The 25,350-nt window shown below is 53.9% G+C and carries 24 protein-coding genes; 6 read left to right on the top strand and 18 right to left on the bottom strand.

The genetic code is table 11. The features are described 5' to 3' along the window. Positions 1–3: 3 nt before the first annotated feature. Positions 4–1,323, top strand: a complete 1,320-nt coding sequence (locus FYJ35_RS09935) for a sensor histidine kinase (protein ID WP_154526068.1) — start codon at positions 4–6, stop codon at positions 1,321–1,323. A 30-nt stretch (positions 1,324–1,353) separates the two neighbouring features. Here FYJ35_RS09935 and FYJ35_RS09930 read toward each other — a convergent pair whose 3' ends face one another. The 16 genes from FYJ35_RS09930 to rsxC form a co-directional block, all read right to left on the bottom strand. Beyond that, entirely contained in the window at positions 1,354–2,043 is a 690-nt protein-coding gene (locus tag FYJ35_RS09930) for a Maf family protein (protein ID WP_154526066.1), read from the bottom strand. Beyond that, positions 2,043–2,609, bottom strand: coding sequence for a TIGR01440 family protein (locus FYJ35_RS09925; RefSeq protein WP_154526064.1), 567 nt, complete (start codon positions 2,607–2,609; stop codon positions 2,043–2,045). The genes FYJ35_RS09930 and FYJ35_RS09925 overlap by 1 nt, the downstream gene beginning before the upstream one ends. A gap of 397 nt (positions 2,610–3,006) precedes the next feature. Then, positions 3,007–3,774 carry an amino acid ABC transporter ATP-binding protein gene (locus FYJ35_RS09920; protein WP_154526136.1) on the bottom strand — a complete coding sequence of 256 codons (768 nt, stop codon included), beginning with the start codon at positions 3,772–3,774 and terminating at the stop codon, positions 3,007–3,009. A gap of 43 nt (positions 3,775–3,817) precedes the next feature. Then, entirely contained in the window at positions 3,818–4,702 is an 885-nt protein-coding gene (locus FYJ35_RS09915) for an amino acid ABC transporter permease (RefSeq protein ID WP_154526062.1), read from the bottom strand. Positions 4,703–4,811: 109 nt separating this feature from the next. Then, positions 4,812–5,723 (bottom strand): transporter substrate-binding domain-containing protein, encoded by a 912-nt coding sequence (locus tag FYJ35_RS09910; protein ID WP_154526060.1) that lies wholly within the window; start codon positions 5,721–5,723, stop codon positions 4,812–4,814. Between the two features lie 225 nt (positions 5,724–5,948). Further along, entirely contained in the window at positions 5,949–7,118 is a 1,170-nt protein-coding gene (locus FYJ35_RS09905) for a pyridoxal phosphate-dependent aminotransferase (protein WP_154526058.1), read from the bottom strand. A gap of 42 nt (positions 7,119–7,160) precedes the next feature. Then, complete coding sequence (locus FYJ35_RS09900; RefSeq protein ID WP_154526056.1) at positions 7,161–8,144, bottom strand: D-isomer specific 2-hydroxyacid dehydrogenase family protein; 984 nt, start codon at positions 8,142–8,144, stop codon at positions 7,161–7,163. Positions 8,145–8,229: 85 nt separating this feature from the next. Next, positions 8,230–8,937: a YczE/YyaS/YitT family protein gene (locus FYJ35_RS09895; RefSeq protein ID WP_154526054.1), complete on the bottom strand. Its 708-nt coding sequence runs from the start codon at positions 8,935–8,937 to the stop codon at positions 8,230–8,232. Between the two features lie 249 nt (positions 8,938–9,186). Further along, positions 9,187–11,124, bottom strand: a complete 1,938-nt coding sequence (locus FYJ35_RS09890; RefSeq protein WP_154526052.1) for a heavy metal translocating P-type ATPase — start codon at positions 11,122–11,124, stop codon at positions 9,187–9,189. A 15-nt stretch (positions 11,125–11,139) separates the two neighbouring features. Further along, positions 11,140–11,358 carry a cation transporter gene (locus FYJ35_RS09885; protein WP_154526050.1) on the bottom strand — a complete coding sequence of 73 codons (219 nt, stop codon included), beginning with the start codon at positions 11,356–11,358 and terminating at the stop codon, positions 11,140–11,142. A gap of 60 nt (positions 11,359–11,418) precedes the next feature. Next, a complete protein-coding gene (locus FYJ35_RS09880) occupies positions 11,419–11,781 on the bottom strand; it encodes an ArsR/SmtB family transcription factor (RefSeq protein WP_154526048.1) in 363 nt (120 codons plus the stop codon). A gap of 315 nt (positions 11,782–12,096) precedes the next feature. Continuing rightward, a complete protein-coding gene (locus tag FYJ35_RS09875) occupies positions 12,097–13,773 on the bottom strand; it encodes a hypothetical protein (RefSeq protein WP_154526046.1) in 1,677 nt (558 codons plus the stop codon). A 102-nt stretch (positions 13,774–13,875) separates the two neighbouring features. Beyond that, positions 13,876–14,448: an electron transport complex protein RnfA gene (locus FYJ35_RS09870; RefSeq protein WP_154526044.1), complete on the bottom strand. Its 573-nt coding sequence runs from the start codon at positions 14,446–14,448 to the stop codon at positions 13,876–13,878. Further along, positions 14,445–15,056: an Rnf-Nqr domain containing protein gene (locus FYJ35_RS09865; protein ID WP_154526042.1), complete on the bottom strand. Its 612-nt coding sequence runs from the start codon at positions 15,054–15,056 to the stop codon at positions 14,445–14,447. Before FYJ35_RS09865 ends, FYJ35_RS09870 begins: the two co-directional genes overlap by 4 nt. Beyond that, entirely contained in the window at positions 15,053–16,468 is a 1,416-nt protein-coding gene (locus FYJ35_RS09860; RefSeq protein WP_235906514.1) for an RnfABCDGE type electron transport complex subunit D, read from the bottom strand. Before FYJ35_RS09860 ends, FYJ35_RS09865 begins: the two co-directional genes overlap by 4 nt. A 12-nt stretch (positions 16,469–16,480) precedes the next feature. Continuing rightward, positions 16,481–17,806: an electron transport complex subunit RsxC gene (gene rsxC / locus FYJ35_RS09850; RefSeq protein ID WP_154526040.1), complete on the bottom strand. Its 1,326-nt coding sequence runs from the start codon at positions 17,804–17,806 to the stop codon at positions 16,481–16,483. Between the two features lie 173 nt (positions 17,807–17,979). Between rsxC and FYJ35_RS09845 the strand changes: the two genes are divergently transcribed. From FYJ35_RS09845 to FYJ35_RS09835, 3 genes are all read left to right on the top strand, one after another. Beyond that, complete coding sequence (locus tag FYJ35_RS09845) at positions 17,980–19,185, top strand: FAD:protein FMN transferase (protein WP_154526038.1); 1,206 nt, start codon at positions 17,980–17,982, stop codon at positions 19,183–19,185. Between the two features lie 72 nt (positions 19,186–19,257). After that, complete coding sequence (locus FYJ35_RS09840) at positions 19,258–19,680, top strand: NusG domain II-containing protein (protein WP_205839795.1); 423 nt, start codon at positions 19,258–19,260, stop codon at positions 19,678–19,680. Further along, positions 19,664–20,176: a Gx transporter family protein gene (locus tag FYJ35_RS09835; RefSeq protein WP_154526034.1), complete on the top strand. Its 513-nt coding sequence runs from the start codon at positions 19,664–19,666 to the stop codon at positions 20,174–20,176. The genes FYJ35_RS09840 and FYJ35_RS09835 overlap by 17 nt, the downstream gene beginning before the upstream one ends. A 105-nt stretch (positions 20,177–20,281) precedes the next feature. Here the strand turns inward: FYJ35_RS09835 and FYJ35_RS09830 are convergent, their stop codons facing one another. Next, positions 20,282–20,848: an HD domain-containing protein gene (locus FYJ35_RS09830; protein WP_154526032.1), complete on the bottom strand. Its 567-nt coding sequence runs from the start codon at positions 20,846–20,848 to the stop codon at positions 20,282–20,284. Between the two features lie 319 nt (positions 20,849–21,167). Here FYJ35_RS09830 and FYJ35_RS09825 point away from each other — a divergent pair, with 319 nt between their 5' ends. Continuing rightward, positions 21,168–22,802: a Na/Pi cotransporter family protein gene (locus FYJ35_RS09825; RefSeq protein ID WP_154526030.1), complete on the top strand. Its 1,635-nt coding sequence runs from the start codon at positions 21,168–21,170 to the stop codon at positions 22,800–22,802. Here the strand turns inward: FYJ35_RS09825 and pdxR are convergent. Then, the gene (gene pdxR / locus FYJ35_RS09820; RefSeq protein ID WP_154526028.1) at positions 22,797–24,320 is read right to left on the bottom strand and encodes a MocR-like pyridoxine biosynthesis transcription factor PdxR; all 1,524 of its coding nucleotides are present in this window, start codon (positions 24,318–24,320) and stop codon (positions 22,797–22,799) included. The two genes, FYJ35_RS09825 and pdxR, sit on opposite strands and share 6 nt — an antisense overlap. Before the next feature lie 237 nt (positions 24,321–24,557). Between pdxR and FYJ35_RS09815 the strand changes: the two genes are divergently transcribed. Next, positions 24,558–25,316, top strand: a complete 759-nt coding sequence (locus FYJ35_RS09815) for an alpha/beta hydrolase (protein ID WP_154526026.1) — start codon at positions 24,558–24,560, stop codon at positions 25,314–25,316. Positions 25,317–25,350: the final 34 nt, after the last annotated feature.

The following is a 25,350-nucleotide window of genomic DNA, read 5'->3' as shown; positions in this document are numbered from 1 at the left end:
TCAATGAAGAAAAAAATCAATGCAAGCCTTCTTCTCATCTCGATCATCGCCATCATCCTGACAGGGCTGCTTGGCACGATCGTGACCTATCAGCTGTTTCAGTCGCAGCTTGAGGCTGACCTTGCCTCCGATGCGGATATTCTCCGTGACAGCGGCTTGTTTGATGCCCCTTCCAAATCCTCCGCCGCCCGTTTTTCGTTTGGCTCCGATGAGATCCGGATCACATGGATCGACAAGGACGGGACTGTCCTGTACGATAACCGGACAGACGCCTCAGAGCTGCCCAGCCACGCAAACAGGCCGGAATTCCGGGAGGCACTGGAAAAAGGAAGCGGGACGACCGTCCGCCGCTCCGACACTCTGAATAAGAGTACCTTCTACTATGCGCTCCTTCTGCCAAATCAGACGGTGATCCGCGTCGCGAAGGTCAAGAGCAACATGCTGTCTCTGTTTGAGGCTTTTCTGCCAGGGCTCCTCGCGATCATCGCGCTTGCCATCCTGTTCAGCATCGCGCTCGCTCATTTTCTGACAAAAAGTCTTGTATCACCGATCGATACCATGGCGGAGAATATCGGATCCTCCATGGAGCCGCCCTATCCGGAGCTGGTTCCCTTCGCGAACAAAATCCGTGCCCAGCATGAGGACATCCTGAAGTCTGCGAAGATGCGGCAGGACTTTACGGCGAATGTCTCCCATGAGCTCAAAACACCTTTGACAGCCATTTCCGGCTATGCGGAGCTGATTGAAAATGGGATGGCCTCCGGCTCCGATGTGACACGTTTTGCCGGTGAAATCCAGTCGAATGCCAGACGGCTCCTGTCCCTGATCAATGACATCATCAAGCTGTCCCAGCTGGACAACTTTGAAGACCGTCAGCCGTTCGAGAAGGTCGACCTCGACAAGATTGCCCGCTGCTGTGTGGACAATCTGCAGGTCTCCGCCGGAAAGAACAAGGTTCATCTGTATTATGAAGGAAAGCCTGCCATGGTTCTCGGAAGGGAAGAAATGCTGAGTGAGCTTGTCACGAATCTCTGTGACAACGCGATCCGGTACAATTATCCCGGCGGCTATGTGAAGGTCTCTGTCTATACGGAAGAAGGACAGAGCGTCCTTGTGGTGAAGGATAATGGAATCGGGATTCCAAAAGAACAGCAGGACCGTGTTTTCGAGCGCTTCTACCGTGTCGACAAGAGCCGCTCGAAGAAGACCGGCGGAACAGGACTCGGCCTCGCACTGGTCAAGCACATCGTCCTGCTCCACAATGCCAGCCTGACGCTTGATTCCGCCCCCGGTGTCGGGACGACCATCACCGTCAGATTCTGAAACATACGAAATGCTGATCAGTGCCTCTGATCAGCGCTGTCCCTCCCTGAACAATTGCTTCAGGCTCTGGTAGACAGCGCCTGCCGGGAGGCCGACCACGTTCGTATAATCGCCCCGGATGCCTGCGATATAGCGGCCAAAAAATCCCTGAATGCCATATCCGCCTGCCTTGTCCATCGGCTCCGCGCTGTACGCATAGTCGTGGATCTCCTCATTTGTCATCGGTGCAACCTCGACCTCCGTCTTCTCCGCGAATGTCAGGCTTCTGCCGGAGCGCAGCCCGATCAGGGTAACGCCGCTGCAGACCTGATGCGTGCGTCCCTGAAGAAGCCGGATCATCTCTTCCGCCTCCTCATGCGAGTGAGGCTTTCCAAGAATTCTCCCATCTGTGCAGACCACCGTGTCCGCGCCGAGCACAACCACAGCCGGCTCCCGTCTGCTGTCTGCAGACTCCTGCCCCGATGTCTCCCTGCCTGACACTGCTTTTGTGTGTGACTTCCGATCAGCCAGATTCTTCATCGGCATACGGGTTGCTACAAGCCTGGCCGCTACATTCTCTGCCTTCTGACGGGAAAGATCCATGACTACCCGCTCCGGAATCGTTTCCTCCGTATGCTCCTCGATTCCGCTCACGATCACCTCCGGCTGGAAGCCGATCTGCCTGAGAATCTCCAGCCTTCTCGGTGACTGAGACGCCAGGATCAACCGTATCTCCTTCATCACATCAGCCTTTCATCATAGATTGCGCGCTGACCGCCCACATATTTCGGTCTTCTTCTGGCGCAGGTCACCACTGCTTCACCGATCTTCCGGATCCCGACCCGGACAGGTACAACAACCGGATGAATATGCATCCCGATCAGTGTCTGTCCGATATCGATCCCGGCCGATGCCTTCTGCTCCAGACTTTCCACCAGAACCGGATCCTTCATCTGTTTCCATGCTGTTGTTGCAAATGCACCACCGGCATGGTCCGGCTGAGGGATTGCATTCACCTGCTCCAGGCTGAAGGCCCTGCAGGTTTCCCGCTCCACCACAAGTGCCCGGTTCAGATGCTCACAGCACTGTGCGGCAAGCCGGATTCCGCGCATCTTCAGAACACGAGTGATCCCTCTGTAGACAGCCTCCGCCACCTCCAGGCTGGTATGCGTCCCGATCTTCTCCCCCAGCACCTCGCTGCTGGAACATCCGACCACAAACAAATCGCCCTCCTCCAGACGGCTCACCTCCAAAAGTTCCGAGACCGCCTGCGCGCTCTGCTCCTCAATCTCCTTCAGATCCGCCATATAAATACGCCTCCCTGCTGTCTCTCCATCCATATCATACTGGGTTCTTCCACATCCGACTTCCCTTTTACCCATGCTCTGCTGTATTCCCGCACACATGGCAGTATCTCATCCGCACTGCCTTCTCTGTCTGCCATGTCCAGACTGCTTCTCCGGCCTCTGCCCAGATCTTACCACACTTCCTGCCTGCGTGAACGGATCAACAGGGGATCTTCCAGCTTACCGAGTCGGAGACTCCGCTGTCATCTCATGCTCCACACTCGATGATGAGCGGTCGCCTGCTGAAAAAGCCGCCGCGGCACTGTGATTGGTTCCCACTGTGTGTCCGCGACGGCTTTGTTGTTCTTTTCACATATGTTTCCTGCTTCAGATACCTGCCCTGCAGCTGACGTCCGCCTTATCTCTTCAGGAAACGGGCAAGGAAATCCTTCGTCTTGTCATTCTGCGGATTGCCGAAGATCTGATCCGGCGTCCCACTCTCACAGATCACTCCATCATTCATGTAGACCACCTGGGTGGAGACCTGCCTTGCAAATGCCATCTCATGCGTGACCACAATCATGGTCATGCCCTCCTTCGCGAGCGCAGACATGACATCCAGCACCTCACCGACCATCTCGGGATCCAGCGCAGAGGTCGGCTCATCAAAAAGCAGAACCTCCGGATTCATCGCGAGCGCCCGCGCGATGGCGACACGCTGCTTCTGCCCGCCGGAGAGCTGCCTCGGCTTCGCCTTCATATACGGCAGCATCCCGACCTTGCCGAGATACTTGATTGCCTCCTCATAAGCCTGCTGCTTTGACCGCTTCAGTACACGAATCTGTCCCACCATGCAGTTGTCAAGGACATTTTTATTGTAGAAAAGATTGAAGGACTGGAAGACCATTCCCACATGGGAACGGTATCCGGCTGCGTCCACATGTCTGCCCATGACATCCTGACCATGATAAAGGATCTGTCCGGACGAGGGCGTCTCAAGCAAGTTAATGCAGCGCAGAAGAGTCGATTTTCCGCTGCCGGAAGCCCCGATAACCGTCGTCACATCACCCTTGAACACATTGAAATCGATGTCCTTCAGAACCTCGTGTTTCCCGAAGCTCTTGGACAGGTGGCGGACAGAGATGATGGCGTCTGCTGCCGTCCTGCCGGAGATCTGCCCATCCATCTGACCCGACGGACTGCCTGCCTGTATATTTTGATCATCCATCTCAGCACGCCTCCTTTCCTGACCTGTCCTCGATCCGGCTCTGAGCGTCCTTCTGAAGAGCCGCCCGCTCATCCGGATTCATATCCTTTTCTGACTTTTTCGCATCCACGTGATAAACACCAGCCGGAAGCGTAAGCTGATCGACTGCCACCAGCTCGTAGTCGCTCTTTCCATCCATCCGCTTCTCCAGAAGTCTCAGCAGCCAGGAAGCCAGCAGCGTCATCGTCAGATAACCGATCATCTCGATCGCCGCTGACGGGAAGTAGGTGAATGTCGCGCCGACGACAGACTTGTGAACAGCGAAGAAATCCGTGAACCCGATGATGAACATCACGGACGTATCCTTCACGTTAATGATGAAGTTGTTTCCGATCTGCGGCATGATGTTGCGGATGGCCTGCGGCAGAACAACAGATGTCATCGTCTGGAAATGCGTCATGCCGATGGCCATGGCCCCCTCGGTCTGCCCCGGGTCGACCGATATGATCCCACCGCGCATCGACTCGGTCATGTAGGCGCCCGTATTGATTGATACGACCAGGATGGAGACCAGCCACTTTCCCTCGAACTGGATCGAGTTGTTGGTAAAGTAGGGAAGGCCGTAGAAAATGAACACGGCCTGCAGAATCATCGGTGTTCCCCGGAACACCTCCACATAGATCCGCAGAATCACCTGCACAATCTTCAGGAGCACCTTCTTGACCACTGAATCATTCCGGCTGACCGGGATCGTCTGCACAATGCCGCACAGAAAACCGATCAGGCACCCGATCGCGGTACCGACTGATGCCAGGATCAGCGTCCGCCAGATGCCGCCCATATACGTCCCACCATACTTTGACCAGAGGGACGCCATATCACTTCCCAATTTTACAAACTGTTCCATCTTCCCATCCTGCTCTTGTATCCCGCCGTGCGGCGTCTTCCTCTGCTGGAGACTCTGCCCGCGCGGGGCTGCTGTGATTTTTATTCCCCAACGGGATCCGTCCTATATCTCAGTTGTTTGTGATCGGCTGAATCTTGATGGCATCAGCCATGATGTCATCAAAGTCCTTCTTGTCCATGGTATTCAGCACCGCGTCGATCTCGCTCTTGAGTGCTGTGTTGCCCTTCTTGACAGAGATTCCGATGTTGACATCCTCGTCCGATACCTTGAAGTTGTCATCCGAACCGGAGAAGTCAAGGATCGTCAGATCCGGATAAGCTGCCACTGCGCCCTGCGCCGTCGGCATATCCGTGCAGACATAGTCCACCGCGCCTGTCTCCAGCGCCATCAGCATAGCCGGCGCTGACTCCGCCGCTTCCTGAACATCCGCTCCCTCGATCTGCGGGAGGCAGGTGTCATACCAGATCGTCCCCATCTGGGAAGTGCACTTTCCTCCGGAAAGATCGGAGATGCCCTTCGCGCTCGCGAACTTCGAGTCCTTCTTGGTGACAACAACAATCGTCGCATACAGGTACGGCCCCGCAAAATCCACCTGCTTTGCTCGCTCCGCCGTCATCGACTGGCCTGCGATGATTGCGTCGACCTGGCCGGACTGCACCGCCGGAATCAGGGAATCCCAGTCCAGACGGTTGACCTTCAGCTTCCAGCCATATGCATCACAGATCTTCTTTGCGATCATGACATCATAGCCATTTGAATACTCGCTGGTATCCTCGATCGGGACAGAATCATTCGAGTCATCCGGCTGCGACCAGTTGTACGGCGCATAGCCGCACTCGTTTGCAATGGAGAACACCCCATCCTTGATCAGGCCTGAGCCTTCCGGGCTCTCCGTGAATGCCTCTGTACCGGATTCTGTTCCGGAGGCTGCCTCTGTCTCTCCTCCGAATGCTGTTAAGGCGCCTGCCATAGAAACCATCATCGCTGCTGAAAGTACTATCGAAACAACTTTTCTTCTCATCCTGGTCCTCCTCTGCTTCCGGCTTGAAAAGCCGGCATGACGCTTTTCAGGCAGCTGGCCTGATCAGTGTAAAAAAGTCCCGCAAAACTTTGCCTCCTCGCAAAGTCTCACGAGACCCATCCTTGTCCGTTCTTTACGGAATATGAAAATACTAGCACTCACCTTCTGGAGCGTCAAGCCACAAATTCCACGAATTGTGTCATTTTGTCGAAAATAGTTTTGTGTTCAGCCCAGAATCCCAGACTTTTTGACTGACTCCACTGCTTCGCGAATCTTATCGGGCGGAAGCACAAGCGCAAAGCGCACATAGCCCTCCCCCAGCGGTCCGAAGCTGGAGCCCGGCGTGCAGATGACGCCGCTTTTCCCGATCAGATCCAGGCAGAAGTCCATTGAATTCCTGCTCTTATACTGCTTCGGAATCGGCGCCCAGACGAACATGCTTCCATGACTGTCAACCATATCCCAGCCGATGGAGCGGAATCCCCCGCAGAGCGCATCCCTTCTCTCCTGATACTTCCGGCACTGCTCCTTCACGGAATCCAGCGGTCCGGTCAGCGCCGCGATCGCCGCTTCCTGAACCGGCAGAAACATACCGAAGTCAATTTGTGTATGCAGCTTCTTGTAGGCCTGCACGACATCGCTGCGTCCTACCAGAAAGCTGATTCTTGCCCCCGTCAGATTAAAGCTTTTCGACAGAGAGAAGAACTCGACACCGACATCCATAGCGCCCGGATAGCTGAGAAAGCTTCTCCCATCTACCCCGTCGAAAATGATATCGCTGTACGCGTTGTCATGGACAATCAGAATATCGTACTTTTTCGCAAAGGCTATGATTTCCTCATAAATCTCCGGTGTTCCGACCGAACCCATCGGATTGGAGGGAAGCGACACGACCATGTATTTTGCCCGGCGGGCAACATCCTCCGGAATATCACTCACACGCGGCAGAAACCCATTCTCAGCGGTCATCGGATAGTACCAGGGTTCTGCCCCCGCCATCTTCACGCTGGTAATGAAGACCGGATAGCAAGGCGTCGGAAGCAGGACCGTATCGCCCTCGTTCGCCAGCACCATTCCGATATGGCCCATTCCCTCCTGCGTCCCGTTGCAGCTCTGGATCTGATCCGGACGGAGCGTAACGCCGAAGCGCTTCTGATAGTAGGAGATGACAGCCTCGACAAGCCTGTCTGAATCGCGCAGCGCATATTTCCAGCTGTCCTGGTTCTTCGCTGCCTCAATCAGCACCCTTTTGATGTGCTCCGGCGTCTCAAAATCCGGTGTTCCGACACTCATGTTGTAGATCGTCTTTCCCTGCTTTTCCAGCGCAATCTTCTTCTCATTGAGCGCCGCGAAGATCTCATCTCCGAACCTCTGCACCGTCCTGCTGAATTCCATATTCATCCTCCTCAAGCCTTGTGCGTACCTGTTTTCTGGTGTTCAGTGCACCTCGTGCGGGTTCTCTATCCCTCTCGCCCAGCAGCTGACACTCTCAAAGATTCCATTTACCATGGACTCCACTGCGTCATCGGTGTAGAACGCGGTGTGCGGGGAGAGGATGACGTTCGGAAATGAGCGAAGTATGCTCATCTCGTCGTTGCGGATAATGTCGCCCTCCCGGTTGTAATAGTACAGGCCGGCTTCATGCTCCAGGACGTCGAGGCCGGCTCCTCCGACCTTTCCGCTCTCCAGCGCATCGATCAGCGCTGCTGTGTCAATCAGGGTGCCGCGTGCTGCATTGACAATCAGGACACCGTCCTTGCATTTACCGAAGGCTTCCCTGTTCAGGATGTGATAGTTGGCCTCGCTGGCCGGCGCATGGAGCGTGATGATATCGGACTGAGCCAGCAGCTCGTCTGCCGATACATAGGCCGCATACTTTTTAACTTCCTCGTTCTCGTAGGGATCATAGGCAAGAATCCGGCAGCCAAAGCCTGATAACGAGCGAATCACAGTTCGTCCGATGCGGCCGGTCCCGATCACGCCAACCGTACAGTTTGAGATATCTCTCCCCATCTTCCCCTTCAGATGATAATCCTGGATTTCAGCCCGTTTCATGATCGGCATCATCTTCCGCAGGAGCATCAGCATCATCATGATGGCATAGTTCGCGACTCCTCCCGGCGCATAGCTCACATTGGAAACCTTCATGCCGAGCTTTCTGGCTTCATTCATGTCGATGTGATCATATCCAATGCTGCGGCAGGGCAGGTATTTCACTCCAAGATCATGGAACGCATCAATATACTTTGCACTCATATCGCAGGGTGTCGAACTGACTGCATCGCATCCCTGGGCAAGCTTAATATTATCCGGATTCGGATAATCCGCCGTCCAGGCAAAATCAATCCCGTACTGTTTGCTGAACTTCTCCGCATATGAGAGTTCATCAAACGGCCTCAGCGAATAAAACATGATCTTCATTGTCAAGTCACTCCTTTCTGTCGACGCCTCCATCCGGCAGCATCGGCCCCAACGCTGCACGGTTTTTCAGGCTCCGTCTGCCTCCTCAGGATTCCACGCCTGCCGCACCAGTCTGCCTGCCATACCGCATCGGCTCCGCGACTTTCCTGTTAAAATAAGCGATCAGCGGTCCCATGAAGAATGCCGTGATGATCGTCCCGACACCGACCGTCCCGCCGAGAGACCACAGGAGAATCTGCAGCGCAGATCCGCCCTTCGGAAAGCTGGACAGCCGGGTCAGATCCAGAACCACCCAGCCGGTCGCCACACAGATAAAGTCGGTTGTAATCCGGATATACCGAAACTGAAATCGGGTCCGCTCCGCAATCGTCAGCGCAATGGCATCATAGGTTGAAACCCCGAGATCTGCCGTGAAATAAATGGCGGAGGCCAGGCACATAACCACGATTCCCAGAACCAGGAACAGGAAGCGGACACCAAGTGCCTCCGTATGGACAAAGTGACGAATCACCCATTCCGAAAATTCTGCCATATAACCGACACCAAACAGATTGATAACCGTCCCAAGCCCGATCTTGCGCCGGTTCACGAAAAATATGAGTACTAGGAGTACGATGTTCATCAGCGCATAGAATGTTCCGAACCCCATGTGAGTCAGATGCCAGGTTCCGTGCGCAAAGACCTGAAACGGATCAAGTCCAAGGTTCGAGAAGCTGAACATTCCTATACTCAATCCGCAGATGCAGACCCCCGCAATCGTCATCAGGATTCTTCTCTTCATTTCACTGCTCATCAAATGCTCTCCCGCAGGCTCCCGCACCTGCGATCACCTGTCACATTATTCACCTTTTCAAACATACCGTTTTGCATCATAGCAGTGTTTCTGCCATTCTTCAAGTCGCCTTTATCTCTCGTCCTCCGCACCCGGTGATGTGCGGTCGACAGAAGCCATGTTATACAAGCAAGCATGCATCCTGCTTCTGGCCTGCCTTCAAAAAGAATGCCCCTCCGGATGACATGAGCCATCCGGAAGGGCATATTCTCAACGCGACTCATGCAGTGTCCGCATGGAATTCAGAATGCAGAGAATCGCGACGCCAACATCCCCGAAGACAGCCGCCCACATGGAAGCCAGCCCAAAGACGGAGAGTGCCAGAATCAGCAGCTTGACTGCTATCGCAAACACAACGTTAGATTTCACAATCCGCATCGTCTTTCTGGCAATCCGGATCACCTTCGGAATCTTCCGGATATCGTCATCCATAAGGACAATATCCGCAGCCTCAATCGCCGCGTCACTGCCAAGAGCTCCCATGGCGAACCCGACATCCGCCCGCATCAGAACCGGTGCGTCGTTGATCCCGTCACCGACAAACCCGAGCTTTCCGCCGGCTTTTCCGGCTTCTGCAATCAGCTTTTCAGCCTCCGAAACCTTGTCTGCCGGAAGAAGGTCGCTGTGAACCTCGTCGATTCCAAGCGTCTCTGCGACCTGAACAGCCGCACCTTTCCTGTCTCCGGTCAGCATCACCGTCTTGGATACACCGGCTTCCTTGATCTCCCGGATGGCTTCCTTCGCGCCTTCCTTCACCGTGTCGCTGATCACGATATATCCCAGGTAATGACCGTCCAGGGCTGTATAGATGATGGTCCCCGGCTCTTCTGCCGGCTTTGCGTCGATATGATTCGATGTCATGAGCGACAGGTTTCCAATCAGAAGCTTCTTGCCATCCAGAAGCGCTTCGATTCCATGTCCTGCAGCCTCCTTTGCATCTGTCACTCTTGCGGTGTCAAGACTCGTATTCTCACCCAAAGCCTCCCGGATCGACCGGGCAATCGGGTGATTGGAATAGCTCTCTCCCAGTGCCGCAGTCTCAAGAAGCCTGCGCTGCGCCTCCTCAGGAGTGCCAAGCAGATTCTGAGTGTCGGATTCCCCGGCAGACGGAACAACCTTCTGCACCCGGAACTCTCCCTTTGTCAGCGTCCCCGTCTTGTCAAAGACAAGCGTTGACAGACCGGATGCAGCCTCCAGGTAATTGCTTCCCTTAACTAGCACACCGATCTTCGAAGAGGCGCCGATCCCGCCGAAAAAGCCGAGGGGCACCGAAATGACAAGTGCGCAGGGGCATGAGACAATCAGGAAATTGCAGGCCCTTCTGATTGAGTCCGCGTATGTCAGACCTCCGATGTGAAAAAGCGGAGGAAGCACAGCCAGCAGGACTGCACCGATCGTGACAACCGGCGTATAGACGCGTGCAAACCTTGTGATAAAGTTTTCCAGGCGTGCCTTTCTGGAACTCGCATTCTCCACCAGATCCAGAATCCGCGCAACCGTGGAGTCCTCATACTCCTTTTCCACACGCACCCGGAGCGTCCCCTCTCCGTTCACGCAGCCGGAAATGACCGGATCCCCCGCCTTTACGCGGCGCGGCACCGACTCACCTGTCAGCGCAGCTGTATTCAGGTAGGATTCTCCTTCAATGACAGTTCCATCCAGCGGCACCTTCTCACCCGCCTTAATCAGCAGGATATCCCCGATATGAGCCTCCTCCGGATCCATGACCTCAACCCTGCCGTTCCGCTCGACATTCGCACTCTCCGGGGCGATGCTCATCATGTCGGCAATTGATTTTCTGGACTTCCCAACCGCAACATCCTGGAACAATTCCCCGATCTGATAGAACAGCATGACTGCAAGGGCCTCTGAATAAGCCTCATCCCCCATCAGACCAAGTCCGAAGGCTGCAAAGGTTGCGATCATCATCAGAAAATGCTCGTCAAACACCTGTCCCCGGATGATATTCCGAAGTGCCTTCAGCAATACGTCATAGCCGATCAGCAGATAAGGCAGAAAGTAAAGCAGAAATCTGCCATATGTCCCGGCTCCTCTCAGAAGTCCTGCGCGGTCTGTCCCCAGCAAAGCAGCGAACCAGATCAGCGTCACAATAATCCGGATAAGTGTCCGATGCTCCTTCTTCGTCATGTCCGTCCCCTTTTCTCAGCCGATATGAATCACAGTGTCCGGCTCAACATGCTTTGCCTTTTTCACAACGGCCTGAAGGACCTCATCAAACCGGTCATCCGGAGCCGTTAATGTCAGCTTCTGCGTCAGGAAATTGACGCTGCACGCCTCAACGCCATCCACCTTCCGGATTGCATCCTCAAGCTTTGCCGCACAGTTTGCACAGTCCACTTCGCACCCGAACTTTTTCTTCATCGCTCGTATCCCCCTTTATCTGCCATGTCATGTCACCTGAGGCGTCCTGCGGCCTCCTCGTCAGTCTTCCTCAATATGCTCTCTTCCCTTGTCGATGATCGTCCTGACATGTTCATCTGTCAGGAAATAAATGACCTGCTTTCCTTCCCGTCTGCTGCTCACCAGCCTGGCCTGCCGCAGAATCCGCAGCTGGTGTGACACCGCCGACTGTGTCATTCCAAGCGCCTGCGCGAGGTCACATACGCAGATATCCGCCTCAAACAGGGCAAACAGGATTCTCATCCTAGTCGAGTCCCCGAACACCTTGAACAGTTCCGCCAGGTCGTAAAGCTCATCCTCCTCCGGCATCTTCGCCGTAATCTCTGAAACCTTTTCCTGGTGAACCTCCCGGACCTCACACAGATCCACATCGCACTCCGCCATCTTCATCTCCTCCCTTCCCTCTCTATTTTTCTGCAGACAGCACCACCGGCGTTCCTTTCTGAACGGCATGCCTGCTCTGCTTCTCTGCTCTCCTTTATTGCTCTCCTGTGTATCAGAATGTTTTCACAAACATATGAGCATCTGTTCATATGTTTACTATACGACTACATTCCCGCTGTGTCAATTCTTATTTCTTTCAGGCACTCTCTGACAAAAAAAATCCTGCGGGATGAACAATTCCCGCAGGATTCTATAACGCCGGTCAGCCTGAAGTCTCCAGGCTGAGATGCCTGTTTCTTTATTGCTCCGGATAGTTTACTTCTCGAACTCGATCGGTGTTGCACCGCTCTTCGCATCTTCAGAGATCAGCTTGATGGTCGCAACCTCAAAGCCAAGTGTCTTGTACTCAGCCTTATACCCGCTCTTCGTGGTGAATGTCAGCGTGTAGGAAGTCTTGTCCGTAATGCTGCTGTCCTTGTCGATGGAGACCTTCACAGTCTTGCCGTCTTCCAGTCCGTCCTTCAGATCCTCTACAACCTTCTTGGATGTATTGTCGACCAGCTTGATCTCTGTGACCTTCTCACCGGTCGCATTGTTGAAGGTATACTCTGCCTTGTCCGGAAGTTCCTTCTTCTCTTCCTCTGCCTCCGTTGCAGCCTCAGTCTCTGCCTCGGTCTCAGCTTCAGGGACAAACTCGATCGGCGTTGCGCCGCTCTTTGCATCTTCTGCGATCAGGTTGATTCCTGCAACCTCGAAGCCAAGGGTCTTGTACTCTGCCTTGTACCCGCTCTTTGTGGTGAAGGTCAGCGTATAGGAAGTCTTGTCCGTGATGCTGCTGTCCTTTTTGATGGAAACCTTAACGGACTTGCCGTCTTCCAGTCCGTCCTTCAGGTCCTCTACAACCTTCTTGGACGTATTGTCCACCAGCTTAATCTCAGTAACCTGCTCGCCAGTCTTATTGTTGAAGGTGTACTCTGCCTTATCCGGGAGTACCTTTTTCTCTTCCTCTGCCTCCGTCGCAGCCTCGGTTGTCTTCTCGGTAACCTTCTCCGTCGCCTTTGCCTCAGTTGCCTTCTCGGTAGCCTTCTCTGTCGCCTTTGCCTCAGTTGCCTTCTCGGTAACCTTCTCCGTCGCCTTTGCCTCAGTTGCCTTCTCGGTAACCTTCTCTGTCGCCTCTGCTTCGTTTGCCTTCTCAGCCTCGGTGGAAGCGCCCTCAGCCGGAGCCTCAAACTTGAACGGGGTTGCGCCGCTCTTTGCATCCTCCGCGATCAGGGTCATCGGAGCAACCTCGAATCCGAGGGTCTTGTACTCTGCCGTATATCCGCCCTCAGTCGTGAAGGAGAAGGTAAAGGACGTCTTGTCTGTGACAGTCGAATCCTTCTTGATCTTCAGAACAGTGGATGCTCCGTCAGCCAGTCCGCTCTTCTCGTCAAGCGCGACCTTTCCGGTATCGTTGCGTGTAAACTTGATCTCTGTAACCTTCTCACCGGTCTGGTTATAGATCGTGTACTGAGCCTCCTCCGGAAGCTTCTTCTCAGCCTCGGTCTCAGCAGCCTCCGTTGCCGCTGCCTCAGTTGTTTTCGCTTCTGCTGCCTTCGCCTCAGTCGTCTTTGCTTCGGTTGTCTTTGCCTCAGTTGTCTTTGCTTCGGTTTCCTTCGCCTCAGTCGTCTTTGCTTCGGTTGCCTTCGCCTCAGTTGTCTTTGCTTCGGTTGCCTTCGCCTCGGTTGCCTTCGCCTCAGTTTCCTTTGCCTCAGTCGTCTTCGCCTCGGTTGCCTTCGCCTCAGTCGTCTTTGCCTCGGTTGCCTTCGCCTCAGTTGTCTTTGCTTCGGTTGCCTTCGCCTCAGTTGTCTTTGCCTGAGTTTCCTTCGCAGCCTGCGTTGTTGCCTGTGCAGTCGTCTGTGTTGTCGACTCTGTCTTGGAACCGCTGCTGCACGCAGTCAGCGCTCCGGCTACCATGACAGCAAGAACAGCTGCTACAATACGATTCTTCATAATGCACAAACCTCCTGTTTTTCTTCTGGTACAGTTCCTATAGAACCTGCATCTATCCTGTATATTATTCCATACATTTCGCTGAAAATCAATTGCCGTTTATCAGCCTCCAAGGACCTCAATCCCGTGAAATGCAATTGCCATCAGGCCGGCCGCTACAAGGAGAATCGGAACCCCTCTGAAGGACTTCGGCACATCACTGTATTTCAGCTCATCATCGATCGCCGACAGCATCGCAATGACAATCAGATAGCCCACGGCTGCCATGAATCCGTAAAACGTACCATTCAGGACACTGTAGTCATTCTGGACGATAACCAGCACCGTGCCAAGCACCGCCGTGTTGACTGCCAGAGCAGGGAACGGCTTTCCCTCTTCCAGTGCGGCAGTTCTCTTTCGAAGAAGCAGTGCAAGCAGTCCTGATGCCGCAAGGATGACCACTACGAACACAACGGTCTTTGCCTGCACGGCATTCGCCGGAACCAGGATATAGCGGTATATGACTCCGCAGATGAGGCTGGAAAGGGTCATCACGATGACCATCGCCAGCGCGCCGATGCACGTCTGCTTTTTGTTCTTCCCGATCTCCGGAAATGGAGACAGCCCCAGGAAATAGCTCAGTGCGATGTTGCTGATGAGGGCGGCTTCAACCGCGAATACGACAAAATTCATCATTCACCCTCCCTGTCTGTCTCTGAAGCCTTCCTGCGGGCTTTGACATTCATCGCGGCTGCGAGAAACGCAACTGTGAAAAATGCTCCCGGTGCCATGGAGAATGCAGCAACCGGCTGGAATCCTTCCGGCATTACCTGCAGGCCGAACCAGGTTCCTGCTCCAAGAAGCTCTCTCACCGAACTGACCGCAGCAAGCGCCAGTACAAAACCAATGCCCATTCCGAGCGAGTCTCCCAGTGCCTCTGCCAGTGATCCACTCTTCGATACTGCAGAGACACGGCTGAGAATCACCGAACTGATCGCCATCAGCGGCAGATAGATGCCAAGCTCTTCGTGAAGCTCCGGAAAGTTCTGCGCCATCACGTATTCGGCAATCGCCGTCAGGACGGCTGTCAGAAGGACAGAAACCACCATGAAGGCTTTCTCCGGAACCGCATGACTCAGAAGCGTCATCACCAGCTCCACTGCAATCAGAACAACCGCAGTTGCGATTCCCATCGCCAGAGCGGGCTTTACGGCGGCTGTCGTCCCAAGTGCCGGGCACAGCCCAAGCATCAGGACGAGGACCGGGTTTTCCTCAAAAATTCCCTTCCAAAAACGTTTGCTCATGACGATGCCTCCTTCTTTCTGATTCCGAAAGCAACAGGACGCGTCAGCCGGTCGATCAGCGGTGTCAGGCAGTTTGCAAGGATAATCGCGTTGGACACGCCTTCCTTATACATACCAAACATTCTGTAGAGCCAGGTCATGACACCGATGATCAGCGCAAACAGGATCCTTCCGCTCTTTGTATACGGAGAAGAGACATAGTCGGTCGCCATAAAGAAGGCTCCCATCATCAGTCCGCCCGCAAACAGTTCCTGAAGCATGTACTGAAGCGGTGCGTCATACCCTCTCGCCGCTGCGGTGATCAGGACAAGCACGCCGAAGCTTCCAATATAGAAGACTGGGATTCTCCAGTCGATCACGCCAAGCAGCATCAGGAAGATGCCCCCGATCAGCAGAAGCAGTGCGGAGGTTTCTCCGATGGTTCCGGGTGTGTTGCCGAGGAAGAGTGCTTTCAGGTCGAAGCTCTGACCCTTCTTCAGATACTTCAGCGGTGTCGCTGTCGACACAGCATCCAGCTTGCCGGAATCCCGAGTTTCCGTTTTCGGAGCCGCTGCCTCCGTCTCAGCCGTTGCACCGGAAGCCGCATCTGCTGTTTCCTCCGTCTCGGCTGTTGCCGTTGAGTCCGCATCGGTCTTCGCAACTGCGGCTGCCTTGCCTTTTTCCTCCGTCTCAGCTGTCGCTGCTGAGTCCGCATCGGTCTTCGCAGCTGCGGCTGCCTTGCCTTTTTCCTCCGTCTCGGCTGTTGCCGCTGAGTCCGCATCGGTCTTCGCATCTGCGGCTGCCTTGCCCTTTTCCTCCGTCTCGGCTGTTGCCGCTGAGTCCGCATCGGTCTTCGCAGCTGCCTCTGTCTGTGCCTCCGTCCAGGCTGTCGCGGTCGAATCCGCATCTGTGCCAGCGGTTTCATTTGCCCCGGCATCCGCCTCTGCAGCTGCCTCAGCCGTCACGGTCGGTTCTGTCACCTGACTCAGCACGCCGGTCCCGGTTGTGAAAGCAGTCATCTGCGCGGAAAACGCCAGCACCAGAAAGCAGCGGGCTGCAAGCGCCGGGTTCATAAAGTTCCGGCCAAGGCCGCCGAACAGCTGCTTCACCACAACGATTGCAAACACTGAGCCGATCACCGGTATCCACCATGCGATCATCGGCGGCATATTCATGCCGATCAGAAGCCCTGTCACCGCGGCAGATCCGTCTGTCACAGTGATTTTCTTTTTCATCACAAGCTCATAGACTAGCTCCGCCGCACCCGCGGAGCCGGTCGAGAGCACCAGGATCAACAGGGCGTGCATCCCAAAATTCAGTACTCCGTACACGCAGGACGGGAGAAGCGCAACAATCACCAGAAGCATGATCAGCGACGTTTTTCCCTTTGCCCTGACGTGCGGCGAAGGTGACACAAGCAATTTTTCACCCATTTCCGAACTTCCTCACTTCCTGTTCTTCTTTCTCTCCGCCAGCACCTTGCCTCTCATGGCATTGATGTTGACAGCCAGCGGGCGCTTTGCCGGGCAGTTGTAGCTGCAGCAGCCGCATGCCACGCACTCCATCCCATACTCGTCCTGGAACCGCTGCATATCCCCATGCAGGACGATATCCAAAAGTCTGCACGGCACCAGCCGCTGCGGGCAGACCTCGATGCACTTACCGCAGCGGATACAGGGTCCGCTCTCCAGATTTTTCACCGGATCGTGCAAAAAGCAGGTCAGTGCACCGGAGGTCTTTGTCACCGGAACGTCCAGATCCGCCAGTGCAAATCCCATCATCGGGCCGCCGGATATCACCTTCTCAGGATTTCCCAGAAATCCGCCATCCGCCTCGATGATTCTTGTATATGGCGTCCCGACCGGAACCCGGAAGTTCTTCGGGTCCTTCGGCGCATCCCCGGAGATCGTAAAGACACGCTCCATGAGCGGCTTACCTTCGATGACAGCCTCATAGACGGCGATGACCGTCTGCACATTGTCGACCACGCAGCCTGCATCCGCCGGCAGCATGGAAGAGTTCACCTCACGCCCTGTAACTGCCTTGATCAGAGAGCGCTCTGCACCTTCCGGATACTTGGTCTTTGTAACAGCAACCCTCATCCGGCTCTTCCCGGATATGGTGTTCCGCATGACCTCCGCCGCATCCAACTTGTTATCTTCAATACAGATCACGCCCTCGCAGGAGGGACCAAAAAGCTTCAGGATCACCTCAAGACCGGCTGCAATCTTCTCCGGCTCCTCCATCAGGCACCGGTAATCGGATGTCAGATACGGCTCACATTCTGATGCGTTGACCAGGATGTGGTCAATCACAGACGGGTCCTTTGGCGCCAGCTTGACAGCTGTCGGGAATCCTGCCCCGCCCATTCCGACTACGCCGGCTTTTCTGATTCTCTCCAGAATCTCCTCCCGGCTCAGGTTCTCCAGCTTCGCTCCCTCAAATGAAACAGACTCGTACTTCTGATCATTTTCGATAATGACAGCTGTTGCAGGCGCCCCTGTTGCGGTCTTTCGGGTGCCGATTTCCTTCACGGTCCCGGATACTGACGCATAGACCGGCGCAGAAACAAAGCCCCCTGCCTCCCCGATCATCTGCCCTCTCAGAACCCGGTCACCGACTGCAACCACTGGCTTTGCCGGTGCGCCGATATGCTGGGACATCAGGTAGACCAGCTCCGGTCCGGGATCCAGTTTTTCGATGGGCTTTTTCGATGAGAGCTCCTTGCCCTCATAAGGGTGAACGCCCCCTCTGAACGTCAACACACCCATGAATACCTCCTCCAATCATGTCAATAGTCTTGACTTGCACAATTGAAATATTATACAAATAATAATTAGCATTTTCAATTCCTATACCAGAATCTTTTTCCGGCAGACACCCGGGGGTTATATCATCATGTTACATTGACCAGGTGACTGCGATCCGACGATAGGAGGAACCGATGTCTTTCAAATATCTGAAAAAAACCACCACGCCCATCACACCAGCCGCAGCCGGTGCCATGCTGGCGTGCAGCATGCTTATATCTGCCGTCCTCACTCCGGCCGCATATGCCGGTCAGAACGAGGAGCCGCAGACCCGTCAGCTTTTCGCAATGACAACCGTGATGAACCTGAAGGCCTACGGCGAGGATGCCGGGGCGGCACTCGATGACGCGGAGAAAAAAATCCGTTCGCTCGACAGCCTGCTTTCAACCGGCACAAAAGGCAGCGAGGTATGGCAGATCAACCACGATGGAAGCGGAACACTCTCGGACGACACTGCCGCGCTGACTGACATGTCCCTTCAGTTATATCAGGAAACAAACGGCGCCTTCGATTTCACCATCTACCCCATCATGAAGCTCTGGGGATTTACGGAATTCTTCGGCGAATCCGGAGATGAGACGGAAAGCAGCACAGAGAACGCCCCAGGACACGAGGCTTCTGCGCAGACCGAAGCTGAGACACAGACCGAGGCTGCGGCGGATGCCCTTTCCTCAAGTGAGCATCTGATCAGCCATGTCCCGACAAAAGTGGAGATTGAGGCGCTTCTTCCGTTGGTCGACTCCTCCAAGGTCATCTATGATCCAGAGACGAAAAAGCTCACTCTCCCCTCCGGTGTCCAGATTGACTTCGGCGGAATCGCCAAGGGCTACACCTCCCAGGCGGTCATGGACATCTATCAGAAGCATCATCTGACAGGCGGACTTGCCGATCTGGGCGGAAACATTCAAGTGACCGGAAACAAGCCCGATGGAAGCCCCTGGCGCGTCGGCATCGAAGATCCTGCAGACACCAGCGCGCTTCTGGGAATCCTCACGCTTTCAGAAGACAGTACCGTCATCACCTCGGGCGGCTATGAGCGCTACCTCGTTGATCAGGACGGAAGGCGGTATCCGCATATCATCGACCCCTCGACCGGGTACCCGGTCGAAAATGACCTTTCCTCCGTCTCCATCATCTGCAAGGATGGTGCCCTGGCGGACGGTCTTTCAACCTCCCTCTGCGTGATGGGAAAAATGAAGGCCATTTCCTTCTGGAAGGCACACAAGGACCAGTTTGACATGGTACTCTTTGACACCGATCAGACCATCACCATCAGCGAAGGACTGAAAAATTCCTTTCTATCCGATCGGTACAAGATTGAGACCGTATCAGCCGGCTGAATGGCGGAGTCTCGCAATCATGGAGTCTCACAACAATGCAGTCTCACAATTTCGAAAGCTTTGGGAACAAGCATGATAGAGAAGGATAAAGAGGCGAAATCTGCATATAACCGATCCGACCGGCAGATCCGGCGCAATGACCTGCTCCTGATCGGCGGTCTTGCGCTGTTGTCTGTCATTCTCCTGATCATTCCGATTGTCACGGCTGTGAAGCCAAAATCGCCGGCTCTTCTGATCCAGGTGGATGGTAAAGAGTACGGTACGTACCCTCTGACGACAGACCGGGATATCGAGATCAATGACTCGAACGTATGCAGAATTCAGAATGGGAAAGTAAAGATGATATCGGCTGACTGCCCGGACCAGATCTGTATCCAGGAAAGCGCCATCGATGAGAATGGAGGCACGATTGTCTGCCTGCCCAATAAGATTGTGCTTTCGATCGTCGATGCAAAGGAATCAGAAGGAGGGGAACTCGATGGAGTCGCACGGTGATAAAATTGCCCGCAAAGTCGCTGTCTCCGGCCTGCTGCTGGCACTAGCGGTACTCTTCGGATATGTTGAGGCGATTATTCCGGTCCCCATGCCTGTTCCGGGTATGAAGCTCGGACTTGCGAACATCGTGATTGTGACCATCCTGTACCTGGCAGGATGGAAGGAAGCCATTGTGATCTCCGCTCTGCGCGTGCTCATCATCGGCTTTCTGTTCGGGAACCTGTTCAGCATCTCGTATGGTCTTGCCGGAACCGCCCTCAGCATTCTCGGCATGGCGCTGGTCAGAAAAACAGGAAGGTTCAGTGTCGTATCCGTCAGCGCACTCGGCGGCGTTCTGCACAACTGCGGACAGATTCTGGTCGCCACGCTGGTTGTGATCGGCTTCCCCTGGAAATGGTACCTTCCCGTCCTGATGCTCGCCGGACTTGGAGCCGGTATCGTGACCGGCTTCCTGAACAGGCTGATCGTCCCGCGTGTCAAAAGACTGTGGGGATGAACCTGCCCCGGAACTGTCTGTCAAAGATGGCACCGTTCCTGAGTTGATCAGCGTTCAGAAACATAAGGTGGAACACCACCACGGCACCACCATGGCACTATCTTGTCAGCCGACAGCGCCGCAGACCAGGGCACCGAGGATCATCCCGGCCGTCTCATGCCGAAGCAGCGGCAGCGCCGGTCTGTAGAGCAGTTCCCGAATAGAACTGTACTTGTCCGCAACCGTGATCAGGTATCCTTCCGCCGACGTCGGCATCCAGCCGTTGAGCGGCCACATATGGCACCGGATAATCTCCTCCGTCTTATGGTCGATCTCCGGCACAAGTTTCCTTGAAATTCTGACAGAGTCAATCGGATGAAGCCTGCAGCAGACGCGATTGTTCTCAAACTTCTCATAGCGGCCGATGATGCCAAGATCATGGCACAGTGCGCCAATTGTTACCGCTCTTCTGTCCAGTCTCAGTCCCGTCTTCTCAAGCGCATAACACATGCGAAGTGCAGCGGCCGTCACATTCAGCGTGTGCTCACCCACCGTTGTGTTTGTATGATGTTTCTGCGCAAATGCCTTGCGAAACAGCTCTGAATCAATGACCTCTTTTCCATAAGCCGAAATATCTGCGGCAATTCTCCTGTTCGACTCTTTATCCATCTGCTTTTTGAAATAAGCTGTCATAAGGATCACGCTCCTAAAAAGGTTATTCAGCACCCTTCGCGGCCTAATCTATAAGGTTTCGTACCGTCTGTCAAGGAACCTTCCGAAATCTTCACAATCTCTTCAAAACGCTGCCTTCCTGTGCTTTCAGTCACCGCTTCAGGCCGGTCAGCTGAACCCGATGTTGATTGTCACCTGCACCTTTAGTATAATGAGTCTGTGGCAAATTTATTGATAAATCGTGGCCTATTCCTTACGTATTCCTTCATATAATTTACCTGCTTTACATAATATTTATATACTTTACATAGATTACATACAGAAAAGAGAGTACTGTGCTATGAGTATTGCCGATTTCTTTGCCCTCCTGGGCGGTGTCGGGCTGTTTCTTCTTGGAATGACGCTGATGTCGTCCGGCCTTCAGAGCGCCGCCGGAGACAAGGTCCGAACAATTCTGGAGCATGCAACGTCCAATAAAATCCTTGGCATCCTGCTGGGAACGGGCGTAACCGTTCTGATCCAGAGCTCTTCTGCTACAGATATGATGGTGATCGGCTTTGTAAACTCAGGCCTGATGAATCTGAAGGAAGCCATCGCCGTCATCATGGGCGCCAATATCGGTACAACCATTACGGCACAGATCACTGCGTTCGACCTGACAGCGTTCGCCCCGCTTCTGCTGTTCATCGGCTGCGTGATGTACCTCTTTATGTCCAGGAAAAAGGTGAAATCCGTTGGAATGATCATTCTTGGCTTCGGAATGCTGTTTGTCGGTGTCGGACTGATCAAAGACGCAATCAAACCGCTTTCGCAGAGCGTTCAGTTTGAGCAGTTTCTTGCTGGCTTGTCGAACCCTGTCCTGGCTGTTCTGTTTGGAATTGCCTTCACAGCTCTTCTGCAAAGCTCTTCTTCGTCCACTGTCATCTTTCAGACCTTCGCCGTACAAGGCATTCTGAATTATCGCACGACCGTATACCTGCTGATCGGAGCTGCGATCGGTTCTGTAACCCCAAACCTGCTGGCCGGACTGACCACGAATCGGAACGGAAAGCGGTCCGCTGTGCTGAATCTCGTATTCAACCTGCTGCGGGCAGCGCTTCTTCTGACCATCATCAGCATCTTCCCGCAGGTTCTGGATCTGATCTGCAGACTGTCCCCGAATAACATCGGCCGCCAGATCGCAAACACGCACACGATCTTTGCAATCTTTTCCGTTCTGGTTCTGGCTCCATTTTCAGGGTTGATCGTAAGGCTGGCAGAGTTGATGATTCCCCGGCTTCCGGAAGAGACAAGGATGCTGGAAGGCAAGAAACTACTGTACCTGAATTCCGCGAAATCAACCCTGCCTTCCGTCCAGATTCGGCAGGCGGTCCTGGAATGCAGGAGAATGGGGGAGATGACCCTCGACAATCTGAAGCTGTCGCTCCAGTGCTTCTTTGAAGACGGAAATACACAGAAGCTGATGAATCAGGTGGAAGACACCGAGTCCATCATCGATTATCTCTGTCAGGCGATCTCAGACCGGCTCATGGAGACCCGATCGCTCGACCTGACAGACGCAGATGCCTTCCGTGCCTCAAAGCTGATGGTGATCGCCATGAACTTTGAGCGCATCGGGGACCAGGCTGAAAACATCATCGAATTCCGCCAGAAACTGGATGAGCAGAATGACAAGCTGTCAACCGCCGGAAAGTCCGATCTTCAAAAGCTCTCGGAGAAGGTTGTCCGAAGCGTCGAGCTGTGCATTGACATCTTCTCCGAAGAAAACTTCAGCAAGCTTCCGGAAGCCTCTGAGAATGAAAACCAGGTGGATCAGCTTCATGACCAGATCACAAACAACCATGTACAGCGTCTGATGAACGGCAACTGCAATCCGATGGCCGGAATCGTCTTCACTGATATGACAACAGATCTGGAGCGCTGCGCTGACAACGCCTTCAATATCTCGACCGCACTGTTCAAAAAAACATCATAAAACAGGAAAACCACACGCCTTCCGAAGCGCTCTGTACGCTTCCTCCAGGCGGTCAAGATCCATACTTGAATAATTGATGATGAACTGGTGTCCGTATCTGCTTTCGTGGCGCATGTCATAGTCTGCCACACTGCTGATCCGGATGCCTTTTTTTAACAGTTCCCTCCGAATCTCTTCCTCCGTCCTGTCGGTTCGAAGCTCCAGAATCAGATGAAGGCCGGAATCATTTTCAATGGTTCGGCACTCCTCAGGGCTGAAGAGCGTCTTCGTGATCGAAAGAACCTTCTCCCGTCTTCTGCGATAGGACAGACGCATCCGATTGATGTGCTTTTCAAAATACCCCTGACTGATGAAGTCCGCCAGGGCATACTGGTCGAAGGTCGAGACCGTACAGGAATAAAAACCCAGCTTCTGATAGAACACGCTGACCAGCCGGGGCGGCAGCACCATGTAGCTGATTCGGATGGTTGAGGTCAGAGACTTTGAAAAGGTATTCATGTATATCACCTTTCCGGCTTCGTCAATGCTCTGGAGTGACGGCATCGGATGACCTTTGATTCTGAACTCGCTGTCATAGTCATCCTCGATGATATATCGTTCTTCCGATTCGCTTGCCCAGGCGAGTATCTCATAGCGTCTGCTGACCGGCATCGTGACCCCTGTCGGGAAATGATGCGTCGGGCTGATGTGCGCAATATCGGCGCCGCTCTCCCTCAGCTGACCGACAATCATGCCCTGGCTGTCGACATCCGCAAACCGACACGCTGCGCCGCTGCTCCTGTAAATTGCCAGAAGCTTTCGGTATCCCGGATTTTCAATGCAGTACACCTTATCCTGCCCCAGCAGACGGATCAGAAGCGTGTACAGATACTCCGTCCCTGCCCCGATGATGATCTGTGCCGGATCGACCGACATGCCCCGAAAGGATGCCAGGTGATCCGCGATGGCAAGACGGAGCGCCTCCACACCACCGCTCGGGGACACCTCCATCAGCTCCTGTTCGCGCATCGAGATCGTCTCCCGCATGCATTTCGCCCAGATGGAAAACGGAAAATCCGCCGCTTCCGTCCGGTTGGAGGAAAAGTCAAACCAAATCTTGCCAGCTTTCATGCCGGCGTCCTTGCATTCCGCCGGTTCAGCCTCTTCTGAAGCAATTCTCCGTTCAAACATACTGGCATTTATTTCATGTGCACGGCTTGCAAATGCAGTCTTCGTTCGGTCAGCATCCGTTTCTGCAGGCTGGCCAGTCTTCATACCACTCCGAAACCTGTGCATGCCCGCCAGATCTGAGACGTAATATCCCTTCTTCGGAAGCGTATACAGATACCCCTCCCCGATCAGTTGACTATAGGCAGTCTCCACTGTGATTGTGCTGATCCCCAGGTTTCGTGCCAGCGTCCGCTTCGATGGCACCTTCTCCCCGGAGGAAAGCTTCCCATTCTCAATATCCTGTTTCATACAATCATAGAGCTGCTTGTAGAGCGGTCCAGCCCCCGCATCCAGATGATATGTCAGCATACCCTTCCTCCCAGTTCACCTGATGTCTCTTCCCCGCGGCATGCCCATTCATCTGGCATGTCTATTTATCCTGAATAAATCATATTTCAGATGCCAAATAACTTCAACTAGTCTCCTCAGCACAAAGCAGGAATCGAAGGGCTGCGCGAAAGAAATTCTTTATCAGTCAGAATCTGTGATACAATGCTTCCCGGACACTTTCAGAAATATGCATTTTAAAGGAAAGACCGGGTCTTCATGAAAGAAAAACATATTGATATCAACGAAAATGGTGCTTCCGTCCGCTGCCGCCTTCTGGTGGAGGAGGACAGCCGTACACATGATCGTGTCGTTATCTGTACACACGGATACGGCAGCAGCAAGGACGTATCAAATATAACGCGTTTTGCGGAAAAGTATCTGTCTAAGCATAAGGCAGACGCTGTGATCGCCTTTGACTGGCCCTGTCATGGGCAGGACGCAAGAAAAAAGCTCGAGCTGAAAGACTGCATGTTGTACCTGACGCTTGTCACAGACTATGCGAAGAATACACTGCAGGCCAAAACACTCTTCAATTATTCTGTCAGCTTTGGAGGATATCTGACCCTAAAATACATCGCAGAAATCGGGAACCCATTTGCAAAAATTGCTCTCCGCGCACCCGGCATCCGGATGCACGACCTGATGCTGAAGAATGTGAAAGATACCGATCTCGAGAAGCTGGAAAAGGGCAAGGAAGTGATGATTGGCCTGGATCGAAAGTTCAAGGTTGACAAATCCCTCTTTGATGAGCTGGCGGCGAGCGATGTCCGCAAATATGAATATTTTGACTGGGCGGACAGCATGATCGTCATCCACGGAACCGCCGATGAGATGGTCCCGATCAGCGACTCCGAGAAATTCTGCGAGGACAACGTGATCGAGCTGGTTCCGGTCGAGGGCGCAGATCACCCCTTCCGCAATCCAAAGCTTATGGACACGGCCATTCACACGATTGTCGAATTCTTCTCTGAGTAACTCTCCAGAAAATACAAAGGGCCATGCATCGATA

The organism is Porcincola intestinalis, assembly GCF_009696445.1.
In the GTDB taxonomy this organism is placed as follows: domain Bacteria; phylum Bacillota; class Clostridia; order Lachnospirales; family Lachnospiraceae; genus Porcincola; species Porcincola intestinalis.
This window is presented reverse-complemented; position numbering and strand designations above follow the sequence as displayed.